The following is a 19,959-nucleotide window of genomic DNA, read 5'->3' as shown; positions in this document are numbered from 1 at the left end:
ACATGAAAAAACTGCTGCTTGGAACGGCCCTCGGGCTTCCGCTTGCGCTGACTTTTACCTCAGTCGCGATGGCCGAGGTGGGCGTTTCCCCGACAGTCTGGGGCGTGCGGACCGACAAGCTCGAATACCGGATGGGCGATGAAGAGAACTCCTTTGCCTGGGGGTTCGAGGCCTGGACGGGCAATGACGAGCTGCGGCTCGTCTGGAAGAGCGAAGGCGCGAAGATCGAAGGTGGCGATTTCGAAGAGATGGACAACCAGATCCGCCTCCAGAAGCCGATCACCGATTTCTTCGATGGCTTCATCGGGGTCGCCGCCTCCACGCCGGACGGCGCGCCCGAGCGCTACTACGGCGCTTTCGGCGTCACTGGCCTCGCGCCGCAATGGTTCGAAGTCGAAGCGGCGCTCTACGTTTCCGAATACCCCTACATCGGGGCGGAAGTGGAGTATGAAGCTCTGTTGACCAATCGGCTGATCCTGACCCCCTCTATCGAGGTCAGCCTTCCGCTGGCGGATGATCCCGCGCGCGAAATCGCGGCGGGCGGCGGCTCTGTCGAGCTGGGACTGCGACTGAGCTACGACCTGATCGGCCGCAGCGTGTCCCCCTATGTCGGCGTGAACTACGAACGCGCCTTCGGCGGCACAGCCGACATCCTGCGCGATCATGGCCATGAAGTCGACGAGCTGACCGGCGTCGTCGGCATCAACTTCATGTTCTGATTTTTCTGCGCCCTCTCGGCTCCTCCGAAGCCGCGGAGAGGGCGCAGCCTTCTCAACCTGAACCAACCAAGGGAGCACCCCAATGAAACTTCGTACTATCCTGACGTCCGCCGCACTGTCGGTCGGTATGGCCCTGAGCGCAGGCGCTGCATTGGCCCACGGCAAGGGCATGATGACCATGCCGGGCAACGGCCAGACGGTCGGCGCGGACACCAAGGTCATGCACCTGATGTTCACCGATCCCATGCAGATCACCACCGTCACGATGGCCGCACCTGACGGTAAGACCTACAAGATCAACGGTCCTGCCGCGAACCAGGCCGTGAAGACCTGGGAAGGCAAGCTGCCGAAGCTCGCACCGGGCGCCTACAAGATCGACTGGCGCGGCATGTCTCCGGACGGCCACCCGATGAACGGCAGCTTCGCGTTCAAGGTCGCGAACTGATCATGGGCGGAGTTCTTGCCGCACTGGAACCGGTGCAGATCGCCTCGATCCTCGTCAAGGCGGGGATGTATGTCAGTGTCCTGCTTGCGGCGGGCTCCGTCATCAACCTCTGGCTCCTGAGGGAGCTGGATGCCGTTGCAAGCCGTCGCCTCAGGCGGCTTGCAGCATGGTCTGCCATCGTTGGCATTGTGTTCAGCGCGCTGAACATTCCGCTGCGGGCGGCTTTCTTCTACGGGGGCTTCGGCGGCGCGCTTGATCCGATGATGCTTCAGATCGCGCTGTTCAGCCCGCTCGGCCTGTCGGTTGAGGCCGACAGTCTCGGCCTTCTGGCCATCGCGACCATCGCGCTCAATCGCAGTTGGACACGACCTGTGGCATTCCTTGGTGTTGTTCTTGTCGCCATCAGTTTCGCGCTGCGTGGTCACGCGACCGAAGATCCGAGGCTGGCGCTTGCAACGCTTTTCGTCATCCACATCCTGGCCGCGAGCTTCTGGATCGGGGGCTTCTATCCGCTCTATGACATGGCAGAGCGCGGCAACGAAGCGGCCGTGCGTACTGTCGAACGGTTCGGTCAGGCAGCGCTGGTCTTGGTCGGGCTGCTTGTCGTGGCGGGCGTCGTGATCCTGGTGATCCTGGCGGGCGATCCGATCGCGGTCCTGACCCAACCGTGGGGGCAGTTCCTGACGCTGAAACTGGCAGTCGTGGCCCTGCTTCTCGGCCTCGCTGGGCTGAACAAGCTTCGGCTGACCCCGGCCCTGGCCGAGACCGGAAACCCCGGCCCGCTGAGGGCGTCAATCCGGTGGGAGGTCGCGGCCTTCCTCGTGATCCTACTGGTCACTGCCACCTTCACATCCACGGTCGCGCCGGAGCACGTTGGCTAAGCCAGAAAGACACCGGGGGCGTTGCGACGACGCCCCCGTTTCTCATCTCAGCCCCCGAGGGCGCGCAGGCCCATCCAGAGGCCCATCACGATCATCATCAGGTTCTCGGTCAGGGAAATGAAGCCGAGCGGCACGTTGGAGTTCCCGCCGACGCAGGCACATTTCAACTCTCGCTTGTCGATGTAGACGGCCTTGAATACGCTGACCGCTCCGACGGTCCCGATGAACAGCGCAACGGGCGCGGAAATCCATGTCAGGACGCCCGCAGTCATCAGGATGCCAGCCAGCGCCTCGCCGTAGGGATAGACCTTGCCGTAGGGCACCCAACGTTTCGCCAGCAGGTCGTAGTTCAGGAACATGGTCGAGAACTGCTCGACGTCCTGAAGCTTCTGGATCGCAAGCACGGTCATGGACAGCGAGATGAACCACTGGAAGCTCTGCCAGGTCAGGATGGTCCCGTACTGATGCCACGCCAGCCCGAGCGCCAGCAGGGCACAGACTGCAAAGATAGCGATGACAGGTCGATACGTCGTGTCGCTCTGGTCTTCCTTGGGCGGATCGATCCCGAGGAAAATGCGCAGGTCGTCATGACCTCCGATCCGTTCCCCGTCGATGAAGGTCTGCGGCGTGGTCTTGACGTCATGCTCGCGCTTGAAGGCCTCGGTCTCGTCCTTGGTCTTCAGGTGGTGATCTTCGACGATGTAGCCCTTGCGCTCCAGCAAATCTTTAGATTTTAGACCAAAGGGGCATGTGTGCTCAGGCATGACCATGCGGTAGAGAACGGCGGTTTTCGTGGTATCTTTTGGCATGATCATCTTCCTCAATTCGTGCAGGCGTACTGACCGCGGAAACCGGCTTCGTAGTCAGGACCCGCGCTGATGACGAAGTCCTGAAGGCCATCATCTTCCGTGTCGCGCACCTGTATCGTGATCGGGTCAGCCGTGAAGCTTTCTCCCGCACCATCGAGGCGGACAAGATCCCCGCTGATCTTGACCAGGGCAGTGTCGTTGCCGGACGCGAACACCGGCGGGCTCGTTTCAGTGTAGGTGAAGCTGCACGCGGCTCCATCCGGGAAGACTTGGGCGATATCTGCCTGCGTCAGGAACTCTGGATCGACCTTGGAAACGACCTCGCTGGACAGGGCGTCCTGAGCGGGTTTCAACTCGGCTGCCGGTTCATCCCCGGCGGGGGTCGCCTTTCCATTCGCCGATATATCCGCGATCAGATAGCGCATCTCAGCGATTTCCTTGTCCTGGGCGTAGATGATGTCATCGGCCAAAGTCCGCACTCTGGGATCGGTGATTTCTGCACGGGACGACGTCATGATGGCGATTGAATGGTGTGGGATCATCGCCCGCATGTAGGCGCGGTCCTGCACCGTCACCTGGCTGCGTACCAGCCAGAGCGCCCCTGCGAAAGCGATGATGGAGCCCGCGAATATCGCGATATTGAGCGTGCGGTTCTTGTACATGCCGAGCATGAAGGCCAGCATGACGAAGGCCATGACCGCCCCCATGACGATCGCCATATAGGCGCGTGTTTCCGACCAGAAGATATGGCTGACCAGATAGGTGTTCAGGTACATCAACCCGAACATCAGGACCGTAGACACGGCAATCATCAGGAAAAAGCGGGAATAAGCCATCGTCACCTCCGAATGTGTTTAGGAGAATAACAACCTTCCAGTGGGTGGATGTTCCCTAAAAGTTGACTTTTTTCGGCCTATTCCTGCTGAGTTCTTTCACGTTGATAGGCGCGTTCGCGCTCGGGCCAGGTGGATTTAATGTAGTCGAGGATCGCTCGGATCTCCGCATCGGTCAGCGCGTCGCCAAAGCCGGGCATGTCACTTGCATAGCCCCCGCCGACCACCGCGGCAGTCCCGTCCCGCGTGATGCGGAACAGGATCTCGTCGCCATGATGCCAGGTGTGGCCCGTTGCATCATGGGGTGGCGCGGGAAGGCGGCCGTCGGGGCCGGGGCTGTGCCAGTCCGGCTGCCCCTGAAGTTCTGCCCCATGGCAGGATGCGCAGTTCTCCTGATACAGTGCTGCGCCATCCATGCCTTCCTCTGCCGCAACGGCCTGCGCCCAGCTTGCAAGAATTGCTGCAAGTGCGATCAGGCCCTTCATGTGACCATGATCCAGTTCGTCATGCCCGACGCTGCGTGCCCCAGCATGTGGCAATGCAGCAGCCACTTTCCCGGATTGTCGGCAACGAAGGCAATCTCCGTCGTCTCGTCGGGCATGACCAGAACCGTATCACGCAAAGGGCCAAGGCTGCCGTCCGCCTTGCGCACCCGGAAATGCATCCCGTGCATGTGCATCGCGTGCGGGAAGATCGTGTCATTGGTCATGCGGATGCGGGCCGTTTCTCCGCGCGACAGGGTGGTAAAAGGTGTCTCCCCCAGCCCAGCCTGTCCAGCAAGGGCCCAGAACTGTCCTTTCTGAACCAGCTCCTGCCAGCCCAGCCTTTGCCCGTTAAAGGTTACGCTCTCCACGCCGCGCATCGCACCGCCCTGTAGCGGCATCTCAAGGACAGACGCGGAGTCGATGCCTGTGACCTCCATCCCCGGATTGCGCGGCAAGGGCTGAGGCGCACCGCGCGGCACTGACGCGGCACGTCCTTCGACAGAAACTTCAGCCAGTACGCGCCAAGTATCATCCGCTGAGGCAAAGAGAAGTCCTGCGGTTTCCCCTTCCTCGGCGGTGACATCGACAATCAGATCCATGCGCTGTGCCGGCGCAAGCACAAGCGTATCCGTCACCGGTTCTGGCGTATCGAGAGGCATACCGTCTAGAGCCACCGTCCAGCCGGTCAGCCCTTCCAGTTTCAGACCGAAGATCTGGGCATTGGCCGAGTTGATCAGCCGCAGCCTCAGCCGCTCGTTCTGCCGGGCTGGAAGCCTGTAATCATAGCGCCCGTTCACGCCCACGAGGTTGCCGATCTGGCCTCCGTGGCTGCGCGTCATCGGCGCTGCGAAATCATCGACAAACAGGCCCGTGTCGGGGTCCAGCAACCAATCGTCGATCATCAGGACTTCGTCCCGATCCACATCAGGCGGCGTCGCCTCTTCGATGATCAGGGCTCCGGAAAGCCCCCGCGCGACCTGTTCCATCGAATTGGTATGGGCGTGATACCAGTAGGTTCCCGCATCGGGCAGATCGAAGGCATAGTGGAAACTCTCGCCGGGCGGCACCGCGTTCTGGGTCAAACCCGCGACACCATCCATGGCGTTGTCGATACGGATGCCATGCCAATGAACCGAGGTCGGAACCTCCAGCGTGTTCACAAGTCGCCGCTGCAACCGGCTGCCCTGAGCAGCGCGGATGACCGGGCCAGGGATCGTCCCGTCGTAGCTCCAGACCGGCGTCGCCGGATAGCCATCCGGGGCAAGCTGCACAGTAGCTGCCCTGGCGGTCAAGAGGGGCATGTCCTGAGCCTGTACAGGGCGTGCCAGCGGCGCCAAGGTCAGACCTGCGCAGAACGCACGTCGCGTCATTTTCATTTCAGTTGATCCCGTTTGCGCGCTGTACTTCGCGGATGTAGGCGATGATCGACGTCACATCCGCACGGGTCACCCCGGGCTGCGGCGGCATGTCTCCGAATTTCCAATGGTGCGCGCGTACGCCATTCGCAGCCGCCATCTGGAAGGCCATGTCGCCATGATGCGACGGTTCGTAGATCTTGTGAATCAATGGCGGAGCGAACCCCATTTTCCCGGCGGCATTGTCACCATGGCAATCAGCGCAGACCGCATCGAAAGCCCGCTTCCCCATCGTCCCCTCGGGCGACAGCGTATCGGGAAGAGTGACGGCAACCATGGGCGCGCCCTCCGCTGGCGCCATGGTTTCCTGCACGGGGGCGGTTTGCTCGGAGGAGCGAGTGACTGCATAAGCACCAAGCGCCACGACAAGAATCGCGGCCCCGGCGAGGGTGAATTTGTTCATGATAGTATCCTGACCCTGCACGGCTTTGCGGGCCGCGCGCTCTGATGATGGGTCGATCGGAAACGACCCAGGTTCAACTGGAGCTGGCTCAGGCGCGAGGAGGCGGGAGGTCAAGGGACAGACTGATCGTCGTGCCACTTCGTGGCTCCGGCCACGCATGACGGAGGCGTGGCGGGTTGGCGCTATGGAGAGGCTGACTGGTATCGACAAGGGCCCAGCCTGCGCAGGTCGCCATGTCAGAACAAGGCGCGTCGACCTGGTGCCGGTGCGCCGGGGCCTGCTGATTTGCATCGATGATCGCCTCTGGGCAGGCCGCGCATTCATGCATCGCGGGCCCAGCCGCAGACATTTGCGGGAAGGCAGCCAGCATCACGAGGCTGGTCAGGACGATGATGGCGAGCAGGCGCATGGGGACCTTTCGTCGTCAGCCAGCAAGATGGGATCTCGCGACACAATGGTCACTACTGTCCCCCGTACACTGCGTTTTCCAGGCGTGTACACCTATCCCGCAGACTGCGGTCTGCCGACTATAACCTTGTTTCAGGACTACGTTATTCATCATTCATCGCGGTTGCCATACTGCGGAGCGAGCCAATTCGATAGATAGCTCCTCTCGAAGAAGAAGACAGTGAAGATCCCCGCGCCGGCGAGGATGACGATCATGGGATCGCTCTGCAACTTCATTGCCGTAAATGCAGTTAGCACGATGGCGTCGAAGCACAATGCCGCTATCAAAATCGGACTCCGGGCTCCGATGTCTTCCCGGCGGAAACGCCATACGCCCCAATGGACCACCATGTCCATGACCAGATAGAAGAACGCACCGAGTGATGCGATCCGGCCTAGGTCAAAGAACACTGCCAGCCCTGAGGCAACCACCACCGTATAGACAAGGGTGTGGCGCTGGATCGGGCCCGTCATGCCGAAATGGCTGTGCGGGATCATCTTCATGTCAGTCAGCATGGCCAGCATTCGCGACACCGCGAAAACACTGGCTAGGACGGCCGAAGCAGTGGCCACGACCGCGAGCAAGACGGTCAGGAGGAACCCCGCCTCGCCAAGGGCGGGCTTAGCGGCCTCGGCCAGAGAATAATCCCGAGCGTCAACGATTTGGTCGATGGTCAGGCTCGAACCGACGCCGAAGGCCACTAGGAGGTACACCACGACACACAGCGCGATCGAGATGGCGATTGCCCGGCCGACGTTACGATGGGGGTCGGTGATCTCAGCGCCGCTATTGGTGATTGTCGTGAAGCCTTTGAAGGCCAAGATGGCGAGTGCGACGGAGGCCATGAACCCAGTGGCGCCATGGGCACTGATGTCTTCCGTGCCCGCAGCGAAGTCAAACCCGCTTGACCAAAGAGCTGCAAACCCGAAAATGGCAATACCGCCGATCTTGATCGCAGCCATCACCAGAGAAAAAAGACCAATCGAACGGTTTCCCGCGATATTCACCAGGAATGCGAATAGGATCACGCCTACCGACAAGATCGGCACCAGTGGTCCACCGTCAATGTTGAAAGGACGCAGAAGGTAGGCAGCGAAGGTCCGGGCGACTAGGCTTTCGGCGATGACCATGCTCAATGCCATCAACAGAGCAGCACCAGCGGCCACTGCTCCGGGGCCGTAGCACTTCTGCAGGATCATCGCGATGCCCCCTGCCGAGGGCCAGGCATTCGACATCTTTACATAGCTGTAGGCACTGAAACCGGTAACAATTGCGCCGACGATGAAGGCGATTGGGAACAGGGTCCCTGCCAACTCGGCAATCTGGCCAGTCAGGGCAAAGATGCCAGCACCGATCATAACCCCAGTACCCATCGCAACCGCGCCGCCGAGTGTGATCGAGCCAGCCTTGTAGTCGCCGCCCCCATGGTTGTGTTTCATGATGACACCTCCGTTATCGGGGAGCGCTTCAGCGCCTTGTCGCCGAGGTGGGATGTTGCAATCAACGCGGCGAGGGAAATCGCGGCGTTAGTGAAGAAATCGTTCATGTTTTCGCCCATTTCTGGCTATTGAAATCGTCAGATAGCAGCAACCACGCCAGCCAGCCTGTCACGAACCTTGCCCGCTACGGCGGAGAGTTCGGTGTTTTCGATGGCCTGCATCGATGCCTGCGGATCGACGGCCGAGACTTCGACGCCGCCGGGTATTTTGCGCAGGATCACATTGCAGGGCAGCATCGCACCCACCTTGGGTTCCAGCCCGATTGCCTGCCGAGCCATCCCGGGGTTGCAGGCACCAAGGATCAGGTAGCCATCCATGTCCTTGTCGAGCTTCTTCTTCATTGCCGCCTTCACGTCTATCTCTGTCAGGACGCCAAAGCCCGCGTTGGCCAGCGCCTGCCGTGTGCGAGCTTCAACCTCGTCTAGGTTGGCGCCCTCGAAGAAACGGTCGATTGAATAACTCATCTGACTTCATTCGGCTATTTGCGCAGGTACTTCACAAGTGCCGCGATTGCGAGCACAACCAGGATCAAGATCAGGATCATCCAGATCCCGCCAATTCCCATTCCGAATCCGCCCATCATGTTTCACCTTCCTTTGAGCCCCGAACTCGCGAGCTTGATCTACTGGGGGGAGCAATTTTTTGGGGAATGAATGCAGGGACGCTTGCAGCATAGCGCTCCCAAGCTTCGCCGAAACTGGCGCGACTGTCGGCTTCCTCGCTCCTCGCCAGGCGCACATACATCCACACCAAAACCGGAAACATCGCGAGCGTCAGCAGAGTCGGCCACTGCACGAGAAATCCAGCCATGATGAGAATGAATGCTGCGTACTGCGGATGGCGAATCCTTGCATAGGGTCCTGTCGAGGCCAGGCGTCCTTGCCGCTGCGCCGTCCAGAGATGATGCCAAGCCACAGAGAGCAGCCAGAAGCCGGCACCGACCAGGAAAAAACTTAGGAGGTGAAATGGTCCAAAGTGTGGATTGGTGCGCCAGCCCATGATCATCTCTGGCAAATGCCCGCTGTCGTGAGCGAACCAGTCGATACCGGGCCAGTGCGATTGCAGCCACCCGGAAAGCACGAAGATCGTCAGCGGGAAGCCGTACATCTCAGCGAAGAGCGCGACAATGAACGCACTGAATGCACCGAAGCTTCGCCAGTCCCGCGCAGTTTGCGGTTTGAAGAAGCTAAGGGCGAAGATGATAAACACCGCCGAGTTGACGAAGACGAGGAACCAAAGACCATAAGAGGCGCCGGTATCTGTCATGATTTGTCATCTCCGTGGCCGTGGCCTCCGTGCCCCCCATGCATAAAGAAGTGCATGCCCACGCAAACGAGTAGCGGCAACCAGAGGAGCCAATCGCTCGCGAGTATGTGGACCCGATGTTCGTACCCCAGAAGCACCCCGGCAATCCCCAGGGCAACGATGAGATAGACTCCGCCTCGCGAACGCCAGAAGGAAGGAGGTCTCGCCTCCTCATTGCTTTTCTTCTCGTCGATGTGCTTGGTATGTAGTGCCATTTCCGCACCTCTCTCGTTCAGATACTTGTCTTGCGAAGTCGCAAGGAATTGAGCACCACCGAGATCGACGATGCGCTCATGGCGAAGGCGGCAAACATCGGACTGATCAGGATGCCGAATAGCGGGAAAAGCACACCGGCAGCGATCGGCACGCCGGCGGCGTTGTAGATCAGCGCAAAGAAGAGATTCTGACGGATATTGCGCATGGTTGCGCGGGCGAGACGGCGAGCCCGGACGATGCCGTCTAGGTTGCCCTTGACGAGCGTGATCCCCGCGCTCTCGATGGCGACATCCGCTCCGGTTCCCATCGCGATCCCGACATCGGCCTGAGCCAACGCGGGGGCGTCGTTGACGCCGTCTCCTGCCATCGCGACACTCCTACCCTCGGACTGCAACTCCCTGATGATCCGCGCTTTGTCTTCGGGCAGCACGTCCGCCCGGATTTCGTCGATGCCGAGCCTTGAGGCGACGGCTTTTGCCGTGCGCTCATTGTCGCCAGTCGCCATGATGATGCGAAAGCCAAGGTCGTGAAGCGCCTTCAGTGCCTCTGACGTCGTCTCCTTCACCGGGTCGGCAACACTGACCATACCCGCCACCCTGCCTTCTACGACCACGAACATGACCGTTTCGCCTTCGTCACGTCGTGCGTTCGCCTTATCGGCCAGCTCGCCAGCGTCGAGACCGAGATCCTGGATCAGCTTGAGGTTCCCGAGCGCGATGCGTTTTCCGTCGACCGTTCCCATAACCCCCTTGCCGGTGACGGCTTCGAAATCCCCGGCGTCGCCAAGTTTCATACCCCGCTCTTGCGCGCCCTCCACGATGGCCTCGGCGAGCGGGTGCTCAGAGCCCTTTTCAAGCGTGGCCGCCAACCGTAGCACCTCGGCTTCGTCATGGCCTGCTTCCGGCAAGATGCCGACCAGCCGCGGTTTGCCCATGGTCAAAGTGCCGGTCTTGTCGACGATCAGTGTATCAATCTTCTCGAACCGCTCCAGAGCCTCGGCATTCTTGATCAGCACCCCTGCCTGAGCGCCGCGCCCAGTGGCCGTCATGATCGACATCGGCGTCGCAAGACCAAGCGCACAGGGGCAGGCGATTATCAGGACGGCGACCGCTGCGATCAGGGCATAGGAGAGTGCTGGAGCTGGCCCCCAGATGGCCCAGCCGATGAACGAAAGGACCGCAATGCCGATGACTGCGGGCACGAAGTAGCCGGAAACCTGGTCGGCATACTTCTGAATCGGGGCCCGAGAACGCTGAGCATTGGCCACCATCTCGACAATCTGGCTCAGCATCGTGTCGCCCCCTACGCGCCGTGCTTCGATGATCAGCGATCCGGTCCCGTTAATCGTAGCGCCGGTGACCGGCTCACCTTCAACCTTTTCGACCGGGACAGGCTCGCCAGTGATCATGCTTTCATCGACTGCGGATCGGCCATCGAGCACAACGCCATCAACGGGAATCTTGTCGCCCGGTCGGACCCTCAGCCGGTCGCCGACCTGGACATCCTCAAGCGGGATTTCTTCCTCCCTGCCGTCCTCTCGAATGATCCGTGCGGTCTTGGCGGCGAGATCGAGCAGCGCTCTGATTGCCTTGCCGGTCCCCTCACGAGCGCGAAGCTCCATGAGTTGGCCCAAAAGAACCAGCGTGACGATGACTGCCGCCGCTTCGAAGTAGACCCCGACATGGCCCTCCGCACTACGGAACCCGTCCGGGAAGATATCAGGCAGGAGAACCGCAACGATGCTGAAGAGCCAGGCGGCCATGACGCCCATGGCGACCAGCGAGAACATGTTCAGCTTCATCGTACGGAAGGACGTCCAGCCACGCTGCAGGAATGGCCAGCCGCACCACCAGACCACCGGTGTGCCGAGGAACAGTTCGATCCAGAGCGTGGCTCGCTCGCCAAACACCTCGCGCACGCCCGGGGCCCCCAAATAGGGGCCCATGGTGAAGACCAGCAAAGGGACTGTCAGCCCGGCTCCGATCCAGAAGCGCCGGGTAAAGTCGATAAGTTCGGGATTCGGCTCATCGGCAGTCATTGTAGCCGATTCAAGCTCCAGCCCCATGCCGCAAATTGGACAAGAGCCAGAGTGAGTCTGGCGCACCTCAGCATGCATGGGACACGTATAGACCGGACCGTGATACCCGGCTGGCACCGTATCGTAGGAACCACCCGAGGCAGCCAATCCGACATACGTTTTGCGCCCTATGTGATCAGGGCCTGCCGTAGACGCATGGTGATGACCACTGTGCGACTTGTGGCTGTGGCTGGCGTGCGCCGTCGCCTGACCTTCAGGCACCAGATGCATCCCGCATTTGGGGCAGTCACCCGGTTGGTTTTGCCGGACTTCGGGGTGCATTGGGCAAGTCCAGAATTCGTCTGCGGTCTGGTTCTGATTGTGATTGTGATTGTGATTGTGACTTTGGCTGTGGGGCATGTGGAAGACTATACCTCGTGAGGGTGATAGGTGATGCTATTGGGCACCTGCAGTTCGCGAATAATCGGTAGTCTGATCGGGATCCTGGTGGCCCGAAAGACGATATTTCTGGCGGACTAGAGGGCTAAGGATGGCGCTGTCGGCCTCAACAAAGGTGAGCGGCGACATTGCCACGTTCTCTTTCCCGGTTTGCTGTCCTGTGCGGTGCGAACCTCGCCCCGCACAGGGCCCAGAGGCGCTTTCAGTTGCCCGAGGATCCGGAGCCATCCATCATCCCCATGGGCCCGTCCATCGTATTTCCGGTACCGCTCATCGGACCGCCAGAGCCGTTCATCTCCATCCGAAGTGCGGGACGACCCATCTCGGCTTCGGAGATCTTCGCATCGCCGTCAGCGTCAAGATACTGAAAGCGGCGGACCATGACCTCCCGGGTCATCGCCAGGTAGAGGGCTTCAAATTCAGCGAGTGACAACGTGCCATCGCCGTCCTTGTCGAACTCCTCCAGCCGGGCGAGCATAGTCTTGCGCCCCGTCTCCGGGGTCATGGCTCCCATCATGTCCGGACCCATCATCATGCGCATCATTGCGCCGTCCATCATCTCCATCTCGCCGGGGCCGACGCCCATCATGGCAGCATCCATCGCGCCCATGCCGCCTGGGCCAGAACCCATCATTGCACCACCCATCATCTGAGCGTGCATGCGCAGCATCATCGGCATCATCTCCTGCATCATGTTCGCCTTACCTGCGGCCGCGGGATCTTGTTCCATGCCGATCGGGCCGGCAAAACCATGGCCGTGATCGCTATCCGCGACGGCGAGTCCCGCGCCGGCCATGGTCAGAACCAGCGCAGTGGCGATCGTGTTGTACAGTTTCATTTTGTTCTTCCTTGAATCCCAAAGGGGGGGGAAGCGGCTGAAAATGCGCATCGCGTCCCTTTTCGATCAGCTATCGTGGCTGTTCTCTTGCTGATAGCCGTCGATGGAGAAGTTCTGGGACCGGTGCTTCAACCGCTAAGAATCCTGTAAGCGCCAGAAGTTCAGTGGCGTTACATGTTCACTGATCGTGCATCCGTTGACCCAGAGAGGGCCGTAATCTTCTCGATACACGACAAAGGCCCTGTTAGGATTTGGGAGGGTGATCGAGCCTAAAAACCAGCGCCGACGTCCCGCTGCGCTGTTCGATGGAAAAGGGCCCGCGACAAGTACTCGGTACAGAAAACGGTATACAATCCGGCACAATCGCGATCAGGCACGATGTCCCCGAAGCGCAATGTCCATCGACAATTGCGGCCCTTGGCGCATGAGCGCCGACGTGATCTACGCCTGCATATACGATCGTCTGAGATGATGGATAAGAGAGCGTATCATGCGCATGAGCTGCATGAGGAATAGAACTAAATCCGACAGTTAGTGCCACGACAATCATTGCGACTGTTCGCAAGACCACAACACACAGATTTTTTGATCGATTCCAGCGCAAGGGGAACTCCTTTGGTCTAAGCTACCCGACCATCGCCTTCTTTCCTTGATCTAAATCAACACTGATGAATCCAGGAGCTTTCGCCAACTCTTGACCCTGGACTGGAGCGCATATTCAATATGCGGCGATTTCTGCGGTCATGTCGATCCTTGCTTGCGCAAGGTGGTAGTAGCTGATGCCAGAGTGGTGGCCGTACCAGCCCTCCAGAACTTCTGGTGGTGCCCGCATAGCCGTCCATCAAGCCGCTTATGGCCGCTTCCGTGGAAGAAAACCCGTTCGCTTGTGCAGAAACAGGCCACTTGGAAAGGGCGCGAGTGCCCTTCCCGTCAGGGCTGATCGATGGAGCGAAGCAGGTGGCTCTGTGGTGTACGATCCTCGAGTGAGAACTCGCAAAACAGCGCTGGCTGCACCTTCTGCCCCGGCCCCATCCTTGCCAGTTCCTTCCACACTATACGGGAAGTGAAACATATCCAAAGGGTCTTAAATCAGGGGCGATTTTTCACCAACATGGGCTCAAATTTGCCGTTCGCCGCAGATCGCCCGGACGGCCGATTCTTAAATTTGCGAGGCCGTCGAAGTGCTTCGTAGTCCTCGCATGCCGCAACATCCTCTATCTTTGACGCCCACCCCTGTCAGGACTTCCTTTTGACAGGTCCTGCTGACGCTCTGGGCTATCGGTCGGTTTTCCGCGCTCGCGAGGCGCAGAACGCGCTGCATCCTGCCCCGCTAGAGAACGGGCCATCTCGGCACGTTGCGTCGTCGTCTCGGTCAGCCGCGCTGCGAACCGTTTGGTTTCCCGCGCCAGGTCACGGTCGTTCGGGTCCGCTGATCCTGCCAAGATCGTTGCGGCTTGGTCATACGTTGCCATCACCCTGTTGCGCCGCGCGATCAACGCGTCATCCCATGCCTTCTGCGGCAGACGTCCACCGTTGTCTTCGAGATCGCGCCGAACTTGGCGCATCTTCCGGGCATCGGCCAAGGGCTTACCGCCCCGTTGCCTGATCTTGTAGACAGGCGTGACCTCTCCCCGGCGCGTCACGCCTCGGGCATGGCGCGGGGTGGATTCCGCCTCGATCCCGCGGGTCCGGAGCTTCTCGGCGAACGTGTCCCGCAGGCGTTGCAGATCAGCTTTCCGCAGATTCAGCTTCTCGCCGTCCTCGCCCACGGTGCGAAGCGTCAGGTGCACATGGGGATGATGCGTATCCGTGTGCAGGGCCATCGCGTAGTCATGCCGCCCTTGGAACTCCTGCCTTGCCAGCGCCCTGACCGCGTCTTTCACCGCTTCCGCATTCGCCGTACCGGGCATCGAGAACACGATGCTGGTCGTGATCCTCGTCCGGTCCGTGGCAGAGCCTTCGCGTCGATCCTCGTCGTGTTTCTCTATCCACTCGCGATAGATCGCGCCAACCTGCGTACGGCCGTTGAAGGCCTCCCCGCGATCATTCTCGACCTCAATCTTGCCGTTTCGGCTGATATAGGCGAGATGCTCCGAGGCCCTGACCGCTTCTGATGCTCGGCTGACCTTGATCGGATTGCCGGACTTGTCGTTCTTGGCGGGCTTGGACACCTTCACCATGACCTCCGGCGCGCCTTTGACGATACGGGCCAACCGCGCCTTATCAGCCGCCGAAATCGCCTGTGCCTGCGCAGTTGAACGATCCGCATCCTGGGCCCCAGCCTTGCGCTTCCTGCCCCCACTGTCGACGGATCCCGCAGCCGGCTTATTCAGCTTTCTGTTGGCCTCTGAATCCCAGCAATCCTGGAACCCCAGCTCCGATTTGAAATCACTCATGGCTGATCATCTTCCCCGGACTGGAACTGGAAGCGGCCTTCTGCATAGACGCTGAGCGCCATGCGCAACTTGGCGACGTCTTGGCGCAGGCCCTCGACCTCAGCCTTGGTCAGATCTGCGCCCGCGCCCGTGAGCACACCTCGGTTCAGCGCATAGGCAATCTGGTTAGCGTTGACGGCCAGGCCACGAAGCTGGCGGTAGGCGGCGCGGACACCACGTCTTTCGCCCGACACCATCTGCGGCGCATTGCGCATCCGCGCCGACAACAAAGCGGCAGCCCAGGTGGATGCCGTGACGCCTTGGGACCGCGCCTCTTCCTCGAGCTCCTGCCGCACATCGGCAGCCAGACGAACCGTCACCTTTCCCTCCCGCCGCGCGCGGGAGGTCGGACGGCTGGGCGGCGGCACGGCGTCGTTCCCCTCCAGCGCCAGACCGATCAGGCGCCCCAAGAGGACCGACACCGTTTGCCCTTCTGATGCCGCCAAGGCCGCCAGCTGAGCATGGCGCTCGGGCGGCAGGTAGGTCATCAGTCAAGGATCGCGGCGGTCTCGACACCCTCCCCGTGCGGCACGAAGACCCGGAGCTGGTAGGCGATAATCTCGGTAAAACAGCCCAGAGATTTCAGCCCGTCGATCGCACCCCGATCGGCCCCGTCGATCTCGAGACGAGCCGCGCCCGCTACCCGGCGGCGGGTGAGCGTAAGGCCCCGGCCCAGGTCGACCGGCGCGGTGGAGCCGAGCGCCGCCGTCAGCATCTCCTGCGGGGTCTTCGGTGTGCCCACCATGAATCGGGCACGCAGCGCGGCCGCACCGTCTTCGCTGACGGTCCGACCGATCATGCTGCCCTGCCCTTCCGGCGTGACCCGGTAGATGCGCTCGTTGCCCGAGGGGATGTCCTTCCAGATCGGCAGCAGGAGACCGGTGAGGAGATAGAGCTTCGTCGTGGTGGTTTTCGGCAGGCTGTCGGCCTCCGCGTCCCAGAGACGCAGGAACTCGGGGCGCGCGATCTCCTCCCAGGCCGAAGCCTGGTACTTCCCCTCCTCGGCATAGGTCGATCCAGTCGGCCGCGTGACCTTGCGCATCAGCGTGACGGTCTCCTCGTCATAGATCTGCATGGGCCGCGACGAGATCAGCGCCGCGCGCCCCGAGGCGCGATTGACCATCGGCAGCTTGTCGTGGTTTCGGTCCATCGCGTCATCACCCGCGAGGACATGGACGGGGTCCGTCACCTCGAGCCCAATGATCCGCGTCACCGCCCCGGACCGTGGACAGGTCCAAAGATCCTCCGCCGAGACCTGCTCGATCCTCTCGCCGCGCAGGGTCTCGACCCCGAGATCGAGCGTGCCCGCGGCCCGCGCCCGTTCGGTCTGATCGGCAATCCGGGTCATGAACTCGGTGAAGAGCGCGTTCTGCATATGGATCGGCAGCGCCAGCACCCGGTTGAGGAAGCGCTGGATGGGCGGAAGCTCTTCCAGGAGCACGCCGTCCTGATCGATCAAACGAAGAGCTGTCCAATCCGTGAACTTCTCGTAACTCATCGCCCCGGCGCGCCCGGCTGCCAAGTCGGCGTAATAGCCGCGCAGGGCTGCCCGCGCGATCGGGCTTTCGAGATTGTCCTCCTCGCGGAACATGCCCTGCGAGCCGGTCTCGCGCTGACCCTTGGTGAGCGCCCCCAATTGGTCGAGCCGCCGGGCGATCGTCGAGGTGAAGCGCTTCTCGCCGTGGACATCCGAGGTGCAGACCCGGAAGAAAGGCGCGCTGACCTGGGCCGAGCGATGCGTGCGGCCGAGTCCCTGGATCGCCGCATCGGCCCGCCAGCCGGGCTCCAGCAGGTAGTGCCGCCGCCGCTTCTGGTTCTTCGCCGAACTCGCCGCATGATAAGACCGGCCCGTACCACCGGCGTCCGAGAAGATCAGCACGTCCTTCTCGCCCTCCATGAAGGCCCGGGTTTCCGAGGAATTGCTGCTGGCGGACCGCTTCTCGGTGAAGAGCGCCCCGTCCGGCGACTTCAGCGGCCGGACTGAACGCCCCGTCACCTCGGCCACCGCCTCGTCGCCAAAGGCCCAGAGGATCTGATCGAGCGCGGAGGGGATCGGTGCCAGGGCCATCAACTCCATCATCGCCGCATCGCGCAGGGCTTCGGCCTCGCGCGAGACGACCAGAGCGCCATCGGCGTCGCGAAGCGGCTCTGCCACGACATTCCCGTCGATCTCGACGAGTTTCTGGGCGTGAATCGGAAAAGCCTGTTCGAGGTAGCCCAGGACGTAGTCGCGCGGGGTCAGCGCGCCCTGCGTCAACTCATCCTCGGGGTCCATCGCCTCCAGACGCCGCTTCAGGAGGCTCTCGCCGGTGGAGACCACCTGGATGACACAGGCATATCCATCCGCCAGATCCTCGCCGATGGCGCGGATGATGCTCGGGGCCTTCATGCCGAGGAGCAGGTGGTTGAAGAAGCGCTGCTTGGTGCTCTCGAACCGTGATTTCGCAGCAGACCTCGCCGCAGAGGCGTTCGTCTGACCGGAGGCGTCGTTGACGCCGGTCGCGGTCAACGCCGCCTCGAGATTGTGATGGATCGTCCGGAAGGCACCGGCATAGGCGTCGTAGATCTCGATCTGGGAGGGCGTGAGCGCGTGTTCGAGCACGTCATATTCCACGCCGTCGAAGCTGAGCGCTCGAGCTGTATAGAAGCCGAGTGTTTTAAGATCGCGCGCCACCACCTCCATCGCTGCCACCCCGCCGGCCTCCATCGCGGAGACAAAGCTCTCGCGGCTCGGGAAGGGATATTCCGGTCCCTGTCCCCAGAGACCGAGGCGGGAGGCATAAGCCAGATTGTGCACGCTCGTGGCCCCGGTCGCAGAGACGTAGAAGACCCGTGCCCGGGGCACTGCCAACTGCAAGCGCAGCCCGGCGAGACCCTGCTGGGAGGGTTTGACGCCCCTGCCCGCCTCAGACCCAGCGGCGTTCTGCATCGCATGTGCCTCGTCGAAGGCCAGCACGCCGTCGAACCCCTCGCCCATCCAGTCGAGGATCTGGCCGAGGCGCGTCGTCCCACATTTGCCCGCCGAGCGCAGCGTCGCATAGGTGACGAAGAGGATGCCGTCGCCCATGGATATCGGCTGGTCCGGCTTCCATTTCGAGAGCGGCTGGATATCTGCGGGCGAGCCGCCAAGATCGGTCCAGTCGCGGATCGCGTCCTCGATGAGCGTGGCGGATTTAGAGATCCAGACCGCCTTGCGCCGCCCCGCGAGCCAGTTGACCAGGATGAGCCCCGCGCATTCCCGGCCCTTGCCACACCCCGTCCCGTCGCCGAGGAAATAACCAAGGCGATAGGCCCGTGCGTCCGGATTATCGTCGGCGCGGGTCATCCGGGACTGGTCTTCGTCGATCGTAAACCTGCCCGGCAGGTCGCGTTCGTGCGCGTCGTTCGCCATGAGGATGGTGTCGAGCTGAGCCTCGGAGAGATGGCCCTCCTCGATCAGGCGACCGGGAAGGCGCAGGTCAGCAGCGGCGGCGATCGACGGCACCGGCGGGGCCACCGAGGCCATGGCGATACTCTCAACCAGCGGCGTGGGATGCTCCTGCGCGCCCACAATCTCGATCCGCTGGGGACGATAGCGGGCATAGATATCCGAAACCGGGGTGTTTTCGCGGGGGGTGTCGAGGGCGGTGAAGGCCAGCGGGACGGCTGCCTGGGCTTTGGGTTTGCAGGTAGAGCTTGCGACAACCCGTCGATTGCGCGCGCCGGAAACGCCGACCTGACGCGGGATGGCCCGGACCTGTGCACGCGACTGAAGCGGAGCGTCAGATCGGGTCGCGGCGATATCATCGACGATGTGCTGCGCCGCCTCCAGATCGGCCGCAACCGCGCGGACGAACGCGACCTCCTCCTGCACCTTGTCGAACACCATGAGCTGGGTCTCAGCCGTGGTGCCGAGTTTGCGGTAGACATGACCCGGGATCGTGAGAGCGAGACGCGGCTTCGCGATGGCCGTGGCCCGCGCCCAATGGGCCGCATCCCGCTCCGGCGAGAATCCCGTCGGCATGATCGCCACGAGCCTACCGCCGGGGGCGAGCCGCTTGGCGGCGGCGATCATATGCTTTGCCGCGACATGCCTGTCGCGCGACCGATCGACCGAGGAGGCGAAGGGCGGGTTCATCACGATGACGCCCGGAAGATCAGCCGTGGCCAGAAGATCGTCGATATGCTCCGCGTCGTGACCGGTCACCTCGACCGAAAAGACCGCCTCGAGAAGCGCGCGGCGGAAGGGATCGATCTCGTTGAGCATCGGCTTGCCGCCCGCGCGCAGGGCAAAACCGGCCAGCGCGCCGGTGCCGGCCGAGGGTTCGAGGAAGGTCTCACCAGAACGTATGGCCGCAGCGCGAGCAACCAGCGCGGCATAGGACAACGGGGTGCTGAATTGCTGCAGACGGATTTGCTGCTCAGAGCGCCGCGTCTCGGTCAGGAGCCGCGAGGCCAGCAGTCCGGCAGAGCTCAGCGCGTCTTGGCCAGTTCTCTGCACAACCTGCAGGACCGCAGCGGCCTGCATCGCGTCATAAGCCATGCGCCAGGACCAGACGCCACCGGCATCGCTGCCGCCGAAGGTCTCACGCATGAGCCGTGCCAGAGACGAGCTCCTGAGCGGTCCTTCGGCGAGCGCGCTGCCGATCAGAGGCAGGGCCTGCCTGAGCCGAGCAAGTGATGGGATAACGGCGTCGGTGTTCATCCTACGATTGATCATGGGATCTGTCCTTCCAGTCAGGTTACGGGCCTGACAGGACAAAAAGCCGCCTT

At 61.8% G+C, this 19,959-nt stretch carries 17 protein-coding genes; 3 read left to right on the top strand and 14 right to left on the bottom strand.

All coding sequences use genetic code 11. The features are described 5' to 3' along the window. Positions 1 to 2: 2 nt before the first annotated feature. From QO033_RS20400 to QO033_RS20390, 3 genes are all read left to right on the top strand, one after another. Positions 3 to 719 carry a copper resistance protein B gene (locus tag QO033_RS20400; protein WP_261398418.1) on the top strand — a complete coding sequence of 239 codons (717 nt, stop codon included), beginning with the start codon at positions 3 to 5 and terminating at the stop codon, positions 717 to 719. Between the two features lie 82 nt (positions 720 to 801). Continuing rightward, positions 802 to 1,164, top strand: a complete 363-nt coding sequence (locus QO033_RS20395) for a copper resistance CopC family protein (protein WP_284482799.1) — start codon at positions 802 to 804, stop codon at positions 1,162 to 1,164. Between the two features lie 2 nt (positions 1,165 to 1,166). Then, the gene (locus QO033_RS20390) at positions 1,167 to 2,045 is read left to right on the top strand and encodes a CopD family protein (protein WP_284482798.1); all 879 of its coding nucleotides are present in this window, start codon (positions 1,167 to 1,169) and stop codon (positions 2,043 to 2,045) included. 47 nt (positions 2,046 to 2,092) lie between these two features. Here QO033_RS20390 and QO033_RS20385 read toward each other — a convergent pair whose 3' ends face one another. The 14 genes from QO033_RS20385 to QO033_RS20320 form a co-directional block, all read right to left on the bottom strand. After that, positions 2,093 to 2,854: a MauE/DoxX family redox-associated membrane protein gene (locus QO033_RS20385; RefSeq protein WP_284482797.1), complete on the bottom strand. Its 762-nt coding sequence runs from the start codon at positions 2,852 to 2,854 to the stop codon at positions 2,093 to 2,095. Positions 2,855 to 2,865: 11 nt separating this feature from the next. Next, positions 2,866 to 3,690, bottom strand: coding sequence for a DUF305 domain-containing protein (locus QO033_RS20380; protein WP_284482796.1), 825 nt, complete (start codon positions 3,688 to 3,690; stop codon positions 2,866 to 2,868). 77 nt (positions 3,691 to 3,767) lie between these two features. Then, on the bottom strand, positions 3,768 to 4,172 hold the full coding sequence (locus QO033_RS20375) for a c-type cytochrome (protein WP_133119770.1): 405 nt from the start codon (positions 4,170 to 4,172) through the stop codon (positions 3,768 to 3,770). Further along, positions 4,169 to 5,548, bottom strand: coding sequence for a multicopper oxidase family protein (locus QO033_RS20370; protein WP_222495202.1), 1,380 nt, complete (start codon positions 5,546 to 5,548; stop codon positions 4,169 to 4,171). Before QO033_RS20370 ends, QO033_RS20375 begins: the two co-directional genes overlap by 4 nt. A gap of 1 nt (position 5,549) precedes the next feature. After that, a complete protein-coding gene (locus QO033_RS20365) occupies positions 5,550 to 5,990 on the bottom strand; it encodes a c-type cytochrome (RefSeq protein WP_100161098.1) in 441 nt (146 codons plus the stop codon). A 558-nt stretch (positions 5,991 to 6,548) separates the two neighbouring features. Further along, positions 6,549 to 7,877, bottom strand: coding sequence for an APC family permease (locus QO033_RS20360; RefSeq protein ID WP_224902469.1), 1,329 nt, complete (start codon positions 7,875 to 7,877; stop codon positions 6,549 to 6,551). Positions 7,878 to 8,014: 137 nt separating this feature from the next. Beyond that, entirely contained in the window at positions 8,015 to 8,401 is a 387-nt protein-coding gene (locus QO033_RS20355) for a DUF302 domain-containing protein (protein ID WP_100161063.1), read from the bottom strand. 115 nt (positions 8,402 to 8,516) lie between these two features. Next, positions 8,517 to 9,203 (bottom strand): methyltransferase family protein, encoded by a 687-nt coding sequence (locus tag QO033_RS20350; RefSeq protein ID WP_100161064.1) that lies wholly within the window; start codon positions 9,201 to 9,203, stop codon positions 8,517 to 8,519. Continuing rightward, positions 9,200 to 9,457: a DUF2933 domain-containing protein gene (locus tag QO033_RS20345; RefSeq protein WP_007803536.1), complete on the bottom strand. Its 258-nt coding sequence runs from the start codon at positions 9,455 to 9,457 to the stop codon at positions 9,200 to 9,202. Before QO033_RS20345 ends, QO033_RS20350 begins: the two co-directional genes overlap by 4 nt. 17 nt (positions 9,458 to 9,474) lie before the next feature. Continuing rightward, the gene (locus QO033_RS20340; protein ID WP_222495201.1) at positions 9,475 to 11,817 is read right to left on the bottom strand and encodes a copper-transporting P-type ATPase; all 2,343 of its coding nucleotides are present in this window, start codon (positions 11,815 to 11,817) and stop codon (positions 9,475 to 9,477) included. A gap of 319 nt (positions 11,818 to 12,136) precedes the next feature. Beyond that, complete coding sequence (locus QO033_RS20335) at positions 12,137 to 12,772, bottom strand: EF-hand domain-containing protein (protein ID WP_224902704.1); 636 nt, start codon at positions 12,770 to 12,772, stop codon at positions 12,137 to 12,139. 1,214 nt (positions 12,773 to 13,986) lie between these two features. After that, positions 13,987 to 15,168 carry a relaxase/mobilization nuclease domain-containing protein gene (locus QO033_RS20330; RefSeq protein ID WP_222495200.1) on the bottom strand — a complete coding sequence of 394 codons (1,182 nt, stop codon included), beginning with the start codon at positions 15,166 to 15,168 and terminating at the stop codon, positions 13,987 to 13,989. Then, a complete protein-coding gene (locus tag QO033_RS20325; protein ID WP_224888693.1) occupies positions 15,165 to 15,695 on the bottom strand; it encodes a hypothetical protein in 531 nt (176 codons plus the stop codon). The genes QO033_RS20330 and QO033_RS20325 overlap by 4 nt, the downstream gene beginning before the upstream one ends. Then, positions 15,695 to 19,906, bottom strand: a complete 4,212-nt coding sequence (locus QO033_RS20320; protein WP_284482795.1) for a strawberry notch family protein — start codon at positions 19,904 to 19,906, stop codon at positions 15,695 to 15,697. The genes QO033_RS20325 and QO033_RS20320 overlap by 1 nt, the downstream gene beginning before the upstream one ends. Positions 19,907 to 19,959: the final 53 nt, after the last annotated feature.

Origin of the sequence: Pseudodonghicola flavimaris, from assembly GCF_030164425.1 — a bacterium.
Classification (GTDB): domain Bacteria; phylum Pseudomonadota; class Alphaproteobacteria; order Rhodobacterales; family Rhodobacteraceae; genus Pseudodonghicola; species Pseudodonghicola flavimaris.
The sequence above is the reverse complement of the archived record's forward strand: the minus strand, read 5'-3'. Positions and strand labels throughout refer to the sequence as shown.

What these genes read in the sequence shown, in the direction of transcription:
- QO033_RS20400 (WP_261398418.1), top strand. Translation starts at nt 3, where the DNA reads ATGAAAAAACTGCTGCTTGGAACGGCCCTCGGGCTTCCGCTTGCGCTG.
- QO033_RS20395 (WP_284482799.1), top strand. Translation starts at nt 802, where the DNA reads ATGAAACTTCGTACTATCCTGACGTCCGCCGCACTGTCGGTCGGTATG.
- QO033_RS20390 (WP_284482798.1), top strand. Translation starts at nt 1,167, where the DNA reads ATGGGCGGAGTTCTTGCCGCACTGGAACCGGTGCAGATCGCCTCGATC.
- QO033_RS20385 (WP_284482797.1), bottom strand. Translation starts at nt 2,854, where the DNA reads ATGCCAAAAGATACCACGAAAACCGCCGTTCTCTACCGCATGGTCATG.
- QO033_RS20380 (WP_284482796.1), bottom strand. Translation starts at nt 3,690, where the DNA reads ATGGCTTATTCCCGCTTTTTCCTGATGATTGCCGTGTCTACGGTCCTG.
- QO033_RS20375 (WP_133119770.1), bottom strand. Translation starts at nt 4,172, where the DNA reads ATGAAGGGCCTGATCGCACTTGCAGCAATTCTTGCAAGCTGGGCGCAG.
- QO033_RS20370 (WP_222495202.1), bottom strand. Translation starts at nt 5,548, where the DNA reads ATGAAAATGACGCGACGTGCGTTCTGCGCAGGTCTGACCTTGGCGCCG.
- QO033_RS20365 (WP_100161098.1), bottom strand. Translation starts at nt 5,990, where the DNA reads ATGAACAAATTCACCCTCGCCGGGGCCGCGATTCTTGTCGTGGCGCTT.
- QO033_RS20360 (WP_224902469.1), bottom strand. Translation starts at nt 7,877, where the DNA reads ATGAAACACAACCATGGGGGCGGCGACTACAAGGCTGGCTCGATCACA.
- QO033_RS20355 (WP_100161063.1), bottom strand. Translation starts at nt 8,401, where the DNA reads ATGAGTTATTCAATCGACCGTTTCTTCGAGGGCGCCAACCTAGACGAG.
- QO033_RS20350 (WP_100161064.1), bottom strand. Translation starts at nt 9,203, where the DNA reads ATGACAGATACCGGCGCCTCTTATGGTCTTTGGTTCCTCGTCTTCGTC.
- QO033_RS20345 (WP_007803536.1), bottom strand. Translation starts at nt 9,457, where the DNA reads ATGGCACTACATACCAAGCACATCGACGAGAAGAAAAGCAATGAGGAG.
- QO033_RS20340 (WP_222495201.1), bottom strand. Translation starts at nt 11,817, where the DNA reads ATGCACCCCGAAGTCCGGCAAAACCAACCGGGTGACTGCCCCAAATGC.
- QO033_RS20335 (WP_224902704.1), bottom strand. Translation starts at nt 12,772, where the DNA reads ATGAAACTGTACAACACGATCGCCACTGCGCTGGTTCTGACCATGGCC.
- QO033_RS20330 (WP_222495200.1), bottom strand. Translation starts at nt 15,168, where the DNA reads ATGAGTGATTTCAAATCGGAGCTGGGGTTCCAGGATTGCTGGGATTCA.
- QO033_RS20325 (WP_224888693.1), bottom strand. Translation starts at nt 15,695, where the DNA reads ATGACCTACCTGCCGCCCGAGCGCCATGCTCAGCTGGCGGCCTTGGCG.
- QO033_RS20320 (WP_284482795.1), bottom strand. Translation starts at nt 19,906, where the DNA reads ATGATCAATCGTAGGATGAACACCGACGCCGTTATCCCATCACTTGCT.